This is a genomic window from Marinobacter sp. UBA2498 (assembly GCF_002341575.1).
GTDB classification, from domain to species: domain Bacteria; phylum Pseudomonadota; class Gammaproteobacteria; order Pseudomonadales; family Oleiphilaceae; genus Marinobacter; species Marinobacter manganoxydans.
In genome coordinates this window covers 47,372-55,450 of record NZ_DDOI01000068.1, presented here as the reverse complement: position 1 = coordinate 55,450, position 8,079 = coordinate 47,372, and the positions used below count along the sequence as shown (strand labels likewise).

General features: G+C 60.2%; 7 protein-coding genes and 1 pseudogene. 4 read left to right on the top strand and 4 right to left on the bottom strand.

Annotated features, from left to right (window positions below; all coding sequences use genetic code 11):
* Positions 1 to 80: 80 nt before the first annotated feature.
* From panP to B2W52_RS09860, 4 genes are all read right to left on the bottom strand, one after another.
* Positions 81 to 1,757: a pyridoxal-dependent aspartate 1-decarboxylase PanP gene (panP, locus tag B2W52_RS09875; protein ID WP_008173510.1), complete on the bottom strand. Its 1,677-nt coding sequence runs from the start codon at positions 1,755 to 1,757 to the stop codon at positions 81 to 83.
* 187 nt (positions 1,758 to 1,944) lie between these two features.
* The gene (locus tag B2W52_RS09870; RefSeq protein ID WP_053113183.1) at positions 1,945 to 2,289 is read right to left on the bottom strand and encodes a DUF503 domain-containing protein; all 345 of its coding nucleotides are present in this window, start codon (positions 2,287 to 2,289) and stop codon (positions 1,945 to 1,947) included.
* A 161-nt stretch (positions 2,290 to 2,450) separates the two neighbouring features.
* Positions 2,451 to 4,151 (bottom strand): isovaleryl-CoA dehydrogenase, encoded by a 1,701-nt coding sequence (locus B2W52_RS09865; RefSeq protein WP_286802801.1) that lies wholly within the window; start codon positions 4,149 to 4,151, stop codon positions 2,451 to 2,453.
* Positions 4,152 to 4,153: 2 nt separating this feature from the next.
* Entirely contained in the window at positions 4,154 to 4,786 is a 633-nt protein-coding gene (locus B2W52_RS09860; RefSeq protein ID WP_008173505.1) for a TetR/AcrR family transcriptional regulator, read from the bottom strand.
* Positions 4,787 to 5,058: 272 nt separating this feature from the next.
* Here B2W52_RS09860 and B2W52_RS09855 point away from each other — a divergent pair, with 272 nt between their 5' ends.
* The 4 genes and pseudogenes from B2W52_RS09855 to B2W52_RS09840 form a co-directional block, all read left to right on the top strand.
* Positions 5,059 to 5,280, top strand: coding sequence for a hypothetical protein (locus tag B2W52_RS09855; protein ID WP_008173503.1), 222 nt, complete (start codon positions 5,059 to 5,061; stop codon positions 5,278 to 5,280).
* A 226-nt stretch (positions 5,281 to 5,506) separates the two neighbouring features.
* Positions 5,507 to 6,460 carry a lipase secretion chaperone gene (locus tag B2W52_RS09850; protein WP_227507833.1) on the top strand — a complete coding sequence of 318 codons (954 nt, stop codon included), beginning with the start codon at positions 5,507 to 5,509 and terminating at the stop codon, positions 6,458 to 6,460.
* A 141-nt stretch (positions 6,461 to 6,601) separates the two neighbouring features.
* Positions 6,602 to 7,621, top strand: a complete 1,020-nt coding sequence (gene hemB / locus B2W52_RS09845) for a porphobilinogen synthase (RefSeq protein WP_008173501.1) — start codon at positions 6,602 to 6,604, stop codon at positions 7,619 to 7,621.
* Positions 7,622 to 7,670: 49 nt separating this feature from the next.
* Positions 7,671 to 8,079 (top strand): annotated as a pseudogene (locus B2W52_RS09840) (polyphosphate kinase 1); the annotation flags it as partial.

Below are 8,079 nucleotides of genomic sequence, written 5' to 3'. Positions count from 1 at the left end.
GTTTTTGAACCATCCCCCGCCCGGCTCAACTGAGCCATGGTTGTTGCCTAAAATCGCCATGGCTAAGTCTTCTGGACTCTTCAGGCCTGTCTCGCGTTCGGCGTCGCCTGCTTCAATACCGCATCCGCCATCTGGTGCAGGATGCTGATCTCATCCTCTATGCCCTCATCCCGTGATAACTCTCTCTGTTCCGAAAGGATGTCGGCCAGGATTTCTTTGGTCGTCAGAGGGTTGGCCAGTACCACCCGGAACACGATGCACGGGAAGTTGTAGTAACGGGCCGGCTCCAGTCGGGTACGTGACACGAACGCCTTGCCCCGTTCCCGCTGGGTTTTCTGGATGAACTTGGTAATCCGGTTCAGACAGGTGTTGAGCTTTTCCGCCTGCAGCGGGTCGGCGCAGGCCAGGGCTTCCTGGACGTTTTCCGGGCAGTAGCGGTAGGTCAGGATGTTCAGTTCCGGTCTCGTGACCAGTTCGAAATCCGGTTCTGCTTCGATCATTTCCGCGAAGGTCTTGGCCTTGTCGATACCCTGGTCGATCAGGATCTCGTAGCCTTCCCGGGCCAGGATTTTCAGGCCGGAGTGGATCAGCATGGACATGCCGGGCCGTGAGCCCTCGAGGGTGGTGCTGCCCAGGTCCCGGGAGCCTTTACGGATGATGTACTGGGCGTGGTGTTCCACGGCGCTGGCGAGGCTCGGGTCGCGGAAGACTACCAGGCCCACGCCCATGGGGACGTAGAGCTGTTTGTGGGCGTCGAAAGTGACGGAATCTGCCTTCTCGATACCGCGCAGCAGGTGTTTGTAGGTGCGGGAGAACAGCGTGGGCCCGCCCCAGGCGGCGTCCACGTGGAAGTGGGCGCCGAATTCGCGGGCGATGTCGGCCATGGCGTCCAGAGGGTCGACGTTGCCGGTTTCGGTGGTGCCGGCCACGCCGCAGATGGCCATGACTTTGATTTTCTGGCGCTGCAGTTCCAGGCACTTGTCCCGCAGGGCATCGGTGTTGATGCGGTTTTCGTCGTCGGTATCCACGGGAATCAGGGATTCCCGGCCCAGGCCGAGTACGTCGGCGGCTTTGCGCAGGGAATAATGGCCGCGGCGCGAGACGACGATGGCGGCGCCTTCGTAGCCGTAGTATTTCAGAGCCCGGAACAGACCTTCCTGGTGCAGGCCCCGGAAGCTGCCTTCAGCCGGGAACGCCCGGTTGCGGGCGACCCACAGGGCGGTGAGGTTGGCGACTGTGCCACCAGAGCACATGGCACCCAGGGCGTAACGGGGGTCGTGCATCCACTTGCGGTAGAAGGCGCCGTCTTCCTGGTATACCAGCCGGTGAATCATGCCCAGCACCTGGCGCTCCATGGGGGTAAACGCCTTGGAGGTTTCGGTTTTGACCAGGTTCTGGTTCAGGGCAATCATGATTTTCGACAGCGGCAGCATGAAATACGGCAGCGCTGAGGTCATGTGCCCGATAAAGGCTGGTGAGGCGGTGTGAACGGAGTTGGCCACCAGTTTGTCGAGCAGGAACTGGGCCTGTTCAGACACAAAGACCGGCTTCTCGGGAATGCTGTAGTCGGAGAAGTCTTTCTCCACATCCGAGAGGTCCCGTTCTACCGCAACGATGTGCTCCTGCAGAAAGCCTGCAAGATTGCGGGAGATGTTCTGGTCAATCCGGCTCAGCGTCGATTCCGGCGCCTCGGGCACCGTGAATACGCGATACATGGCCTCTACCGAGGCCTGGGCGGATTTTTTCTTTCCGGTCATAGGCGCCACTCACAATCAGTGGTCATCCGAAGGGCCGGTTCCGGATGCCCTGCGGATACGGCCGGCATTGCTGTCCGGCATTAATGTCTGGTCGCCTGCCGCTGGCAGGCGCACTGGCATCCCTGAGGGGGCGTAGTATACGGCCTGGCGACAGGTTACGCCACACGCGGCCCTCGGGGTTATACGGTCAGAGTATTTCCCGGTGTATATCCAGTATGGCAGCATCCACGCGTTCTTCGATGGCTTTTTCGATCTGGTCCAGACGCTGGGTAATCTGCTGTGAGGAGGTGCCCAGGGCCGCGATGGTCCAGGTGGCGCAGTCGAGAGCCTCCTGGTCGGCGGTTTCGGCGACGGCGAGGTCGGGTTCTTTGCCCCAGACGGCCTTCAGGGCGGTGAAGACTTTGCGTTTGGCTTTGAGGTCGTCGCAGCCGTAGAGCTGGAAGTGCAGGGTCAGTACGCCCACGTGGGGCGTTATAACCGGCTGTTGGGGCTTTTGGCCTTCCCGCAGGAGTTTTCTCAGGGCTTCTGACATCTTTGATTCCGTGCTGGAGTCGATGAGAAATCCCCTCCCAAAAAACGCTCCTTGCGGCACATCCCTGTGGCGCTTGGGCTCCGCCATCCATGGCTCCGCACATTTTTGGGAGGGGATTCCCCATCGACTCTCAGAGTTCTCAGTGGGCTTCCAATAGCAACTTAGCCTACTACAGGCGTTGCCCGTTTGATAATGGCTGCCGGATCGGTGCCCGAGGGCAGGTTGCCGTAGTTCATGCCGCCACTGGACTCGAGTCTCGAGGCGCAGAAGGCGTCGGCGACGGCGGCATCCGAGTGGCGGAGCAGCAGGGAGCCCTGCAGGGCCAGGGCCATGCGGTCGACCAGGTTGCGGGCGCGGTACTGGAAATCGCTGATGTCGGCGAAGTCGTGTTGCAGCTGCGCCAGGAACTGGTCGAAGCGGCGGTCGGCGCCTTTGGCTTCGGCGGCCTCCTTGAAGAAGGCGTCGAGGGTTTCAGGCTCTTTTTGCAGGGCGCGCAGGGTGTCCAGGCACTGGACGTTGCCGCTGCCTTCCCAGATGGCGTTGACGGGGGATTCCCGGAACAGCCGGGGCATAATGCAGTCTTCCATTACGCCGCTGCCGCCGATGCATTCCATGGCTTCGTAAGCGTGGTTCGGCGTGCGTTTGCAGATCCAGTATTTGCCGACAGGGGTGGCCAGGCGTGCCAGTAGGCGTTCGTGTTCCTTGTCCTGGTTGTCCAAGGCGCGGGCGATGCGCATGGTGTAGGCCAGTGCCGCCTCGCTTTCCAGGGCCAGGTCAGCCAGGACATTCTGCATCAACGGCTGATCAATCAGACGGGCGCCGAAGGCGCTGCGGTGACGGCAGTGGTGACTGGCCTGGGCGATGGCCTGACGCATGCCGGCGGAGCTTCCGATCATGCAGTCGAAGCGGGTCATGGCCACCATTTCAATGATGGTGGGTACGCCGCGGCCCTCTTCGCCAACCATCCAGGCAAGGGCGCCGCGCAGTTCGGCTTCGCTGGAGGCGTTGGCGACGTTGCCCATCTTGTTCTTCAGGCGCTGGACCTGCCAGGGGTTCTTGGTGCCGTCCGGGCGCCAGCGGGGCATCAGGAAGCACGACAATCCTGCCTGTGTCTGAGCCAGTACCAGGAAGGCGTCGCACATGGGCGCAGAGACGAACCATTTATGGCCCACCAGCTCATAGGCCTGGCCGGGGCCGCCCGCGCCGATCGGATAGGCTCTGGTGCTGTTGGCACGAACGTCACTGCCACCTTGTTTCTCGGTCATGGCCATGCCGATGGTGACAGAGCTTTTCTGGCTGTCTGGCAGGTTGCGGGCGTCGTAGCTGTCGGCCAGGATGCGCGCCTCCCAGTCCGCGGCCAGCTCCGGCTGTTTCCGGATAGAAGGAATGGCCGCGAAGGTCATGGTGACCGGGCAACAGTGGGCGGCTTCCACCTGGGAGTGCATGTAGTATTTGGCGGCGCGGGCAACGTGGGCGCCCTGGCCCGGATGGCTCCAGGGGCTGCTGTGGAGACCATTGTCGAAGGCAATCCGCATCAGCTCATGGTAGGCCGGATGGAAGTCCACTTCGTCGATGCGGTGGCCGAAACGGTCATGGGTGTTGAAGACCGGTTTGTTGGCGCTGGCGCGAAACCCCAGGTCAATGGTCTGCGCGGCCCCGGCCAGGGCTCCGAATGCCTTGAGGTCCTCGGCAGTTTTACCGGCGCCCTCCCGGAGGGCGGCTTCCTGCAGGGCAATGTCCTGTTCGAACAGGTTATAGTTCTCCAGGGCCGGTGGCTGGTTGAAGACCTCGTGGGTGCTGGCCAGGTAGCGATCTTCCTGGTCGTTTGATGGCGTCTCTGGCCGGGGCTGCCGCGCGTTCATAGCTACCTCCTGGTGCCGGTCAACCCCTGCATACAAAAGCAGATAATGGAATTGACCAGCGGGTCATTGTTGTCTTCTGTTGTGCTGGTGGCCTGGCTGGTCTGTGTCGGTGATAGGGGGCCAACCAGGCTTTCCGCTATGGCGCCCACCAGGCAGGTGCTGCTTTGGCGAGCGTCCTGATCCGGGATGCATCCTTCTTCAATGCCTTCGCGGATCGCTTTTTCGAACAGGTTGGCGTACGCCTTGCGGTATGCCAGTCGTTCTTCTTCCACTTTCGGGTCCACCGGCTCGGCGATCAGTGACCAGGCCATTTGCGGGCCTTTCAGTGCCCGCTCGGCAAATTGTCTGAGTGCCCGCTCAAGCCGCTCGGCGGCGTTGCCATCGGAGGCCAGAGCTTCGGCGACCTTGTCGACCTCCCGCTGGGTTGCCAGCCGGAAAATCTCGGCGAACAGGTCCTCTCTGGACTCGAAGTGCCGGTAGATAGTTCCTGTGGCAACGCCGGCCAGCCCGGCGATCCGGGTAACCCGCGCGCTTCGAAAACCGCCTTCGGCCACGCACTGATAAGTGCAGTCCACAATCCGTTTGCGCGCCTCCGCCTTGCGCTGGCGCATTTTTTCCGTTTCTCGATAGGCCATTCGGGCTCCCTATAAGCAGTGAATCACTATTCATTCTTTCTGTCAATTTTTTGATCTACAGACGAATATAAAATTTTCGCATGTAATTCAATTGTTTGTTGTGATTTACAAAAATTTACAAAAAAGTCGTTGCCAATAAATAGCGTGGTCACGAAAAGCAGATTATAAAGACGCCAAGACGAAGCCGCAGGCGGTCTTTCGTCGATACGGAGTGAGGTTCCCTGCGGGGTCGCAGCACTCGACCTTCTGTTTTCGTTGATGGAGAAAAGATCATGAGTGAATTCGACGAAAGCAACCTGGAGCAGTCCGGAAGCTGGACCAGCGACAGTGACGACAACCATTCCATCGCCGGCCGTGCCCGCGTTAGAGCACAGTTGCAGGCAGACATCGAAGCGTTCCTGAGCCAGGGCGGAAGGATCCAGGAAGTAGATACCTCCTTCCGTTCTGATACGCCTCGCAAGGTGGAAGTGGGTTTTAACAACCGCTCCCTCTGAACGTTCAGGCGGCAGTCCGGGGCGCTTCGCCCCGGCTCCGTTTTTGATCCCTGTCTCGGTATGACCTGTCAGCGTCGTTTATCCTCGTTCATTATCATTTTGCGCCGTTAGCCCGGGCAAATCGCCAGTCACCCGTAATCTGGACTCCTGTGTGGTAATGAAGCGCCGAATCCATCTTTTCCTTGTTTTGCTACTGATCATAGCAGCTGTTGTCAGCTTCTGGCTGATGACGACAGATCCGGCTGCCGAGGGTGAGCCGGTCGTATCGGCGCCTGTTGATGAGTCTCTGAAATCACTGAACAAGGGGGCGGCCTCTTCTGCGCCCTCCGACCTGGTAAACAACGCTTCCACGGTCCGTGTTCCCGAGCAGTTGCCAGCCTCGCTGGCCGGCACCTCGGTCCCGGATGGTTGGGCCCGAACGGACAGGTTCGGCAATCTTGTCCCGACCCCGCATCTGCGACAGCTGTTCGAGTATTTCCTGTCAGCCCTGGGAGAGGAATCGCTGCAAGCGTTGGTGGCGCGCATTGAAGCGGCGCTGTCGGGCCTGGAAGAGCCAGCGAGATCCCAGGCCCTGGTAACCCTTGGAAACTACCTGGAATACAAACTTGCGGTTTCTGAGCTGGAACAAAGCTATGGTGAGGTGTCCGGGCTTGGCGCGGGTGAGATGCAGCGAAGGATGGCAGAGATCCAGGCACTGCGGCGGACCTGGCTTGATGCCGATACCGCCGCCGCTTTCTTTGCTGACGATGAGGCAGTCGACCGCTTCCAGATCGAAAAACTCAGGATCGCAAGCAATGACAGCCTGACCGATGAGCAGAAAGCAGAAGCTCTTCGCCAGGCCGAGTCTGCCTTGCCGGAGCCGCTCCGCAAGGCCAGGGAGGAGACCCGACGGTTTGCAGACTATGAACAGGTGCGCCGGGAGCTGGCGGATGATCCCCGGGCGCTCGAGGCCTGGCGTCAGGAGGCCTTTGGGGAAGCCGCGGCGGACAGGCTGGCCCGCCTTGAGGAGGAACAAAAGAACTGGGACCGCCGCTGGCAAGTCTATTCACAGGAGCGGGACCGGCTATTGTCCCCCGGGCTTGCCGAGCCGGAACGTCAACAGGCGCTGGAGCGTCTGAGGGCCAGCCACTTCAATGAAACCGAACAGGTTCGAGCCGAGGCGCTGGATTCGATACGGTAATTAACCTGTCATTTAATCGCCCTATCCTGCCAGGGGAGTCTGCAACCAGCGGCGCCGGCCGTGTATGATGGCGCAAAGGGCGCCCGGCGGATGCCGAGACGGTCCATCAGACTTTTTGTTCAGCCATCCAGGAGGTTGTCAGTGCCGATTCCGACTCCCCGTACTTTTCCTGCCACCCGCTTACGCCGTAACCGGGCCAGCGATTTCTCGCGTCGCCTGGTTCGGGAAAACCAGCTCACGCCGGACAACCTGATCTATCCGGTATTCGTGCTGGAGGGTGAGGGCCAGCGGGAACAGGTGCCCTCAATGCCGGGAGTGGAGCGCCTGAGCATTGATCTGCTGGTTGAACAGGCTGCGGAGCTGGTCGAATTGGGTATCCCGGCAATTGCCCTGTTTCCGGTAGTTCCGGCCGAGAAGAAAAATCTCTCCGGCTCCGGAGCCTGGGATTCCGATGGTCTGGCGCAGAGAGCGGTTCGCGCCCTCAAGTCGGCCCACCCGGAACTCGGAGTGATTACAGACGTGGCGCTGGACCCGTTCACCACCCATGGCCAGGACGGCATCATCGATAACGACGGTTATGTCCTCAATGACGTGACGGTCGAGGCACTGGTCAACCAGGCGCTCTCCCATGCCGATGCGGGCGCCGATGTGGTCGCACCGTCTGACATGATGGATGGCCGTATTGGTGCCATTCGCGAAGCGCTGGAAAACGGCGGCCATGTGAACACACGGATCCTGGCCTATTCTGCCAAGTACGCATCAAGCTATTACGGGCCTTTCCGTGATGCGGTAGGCTCGGCCGCCAATCTCGGCAAGGGTAACAAGGCGACCTACCAGATGGATCCGGCCAACGGTGACGAGGCATTGCATGAGGTCTCGATGGACCTGGCCGAAGGCGCAGACATGGTGATGATCAAGCCCGGTATGCCGTATCTCGATATCGTGCACCGGGTGAAGACGGAATTGCGGGTACCAACATTTGTTTACCAGGTCAGTGGCGAATACGCCATGCATATGGCCGCAGCCCAGAACGGCTGGCTCGACGGGGATGCGGTGATGATGGAAAGCCTGATGGCCATGCGCAGAGCCGGGGCCGACGGAATCCTGACCTACTTTGCCGTGCGCGCGGCCCGACTGATGCGGGACCGTCAGCGCGGATAAGGCCAAAATCATTCGCCAGCAGTGGCGAACACACTGGAATCGAGGAATCATGACAACGGAAACGGCGAAGAATCAGACGGCAGGGGATGACCGGAGTGTGCCTGCGCCGGTGGATGTGCCCCCGGTTGGTGAGGAGATCAACCTGGATGCCAATGAAAATTACTTCAACCGGGAACTGAGCCAGCTCCAGTTTAATTACCGCGTGCTCAAGCAGGCCCTGGATACGACGCACCCGTTGATCAATCGTCTGATTTTCTGCTGCATTTTCAGCAGCAACATGGACGAGTTCTTCGAGATCCGTGTGGCCGGTCTAAGGCAGCAGATGAAATACGGCCGTGAGACCGTTGGTGCCGATGGCATGATGCCGGACCAGGCCCTGGCGGAGATCAGCCGTGTTGCTCACGAGTACATTCGCGAGCAGTACGACATACTGAACAATGTGCTGATTCCCGAGATGT